1 protein-coding gene is annotated in these 219 nt (G+C 73.5%); it reads right to left on the reverse strand.

The genetic code is table 11. The features are described 5' to 3' along the window. The coding region (locus tag ASF20_RS24415) for a hypothetical protein (protein WP_200927203.1) at window positions 1–219 on the reverse strand (219 nt) is incomplete at both ends.

Raw genomic sequence — 219 nt, forward strand, 5'->3', positions numbered from 1 at the left:
AGAGGGCGACCAGGACCAAGAGCGGGGCGACCAGGAACAGGGCCAGGGCGGCCAGGGTCTGGTCCAGGGCGGGGCGGAGGGCCGCCAGGCTGGGACGGGCAAGGCTGGGACGGGCGAGGCCGGGATGGGCAAGGCCGGGATGGGCAAGGCCGGGATGGGATGGGGTCAGCGCGGTCGTGGTGGTGCCGACGGGAAGGCCCTTCCGAGCAGAAGTGGTGT

Origin of the sequence: Methylobacterium sp. Leaf88 (assembly GCF_001422795.1) — a bacterium.
Classification (GTDB): Bacteria; Pseudomonadota; Alphaproteobacteria; order Rhizobiales; family Beijerinckiaceae; genus Methylobacterium.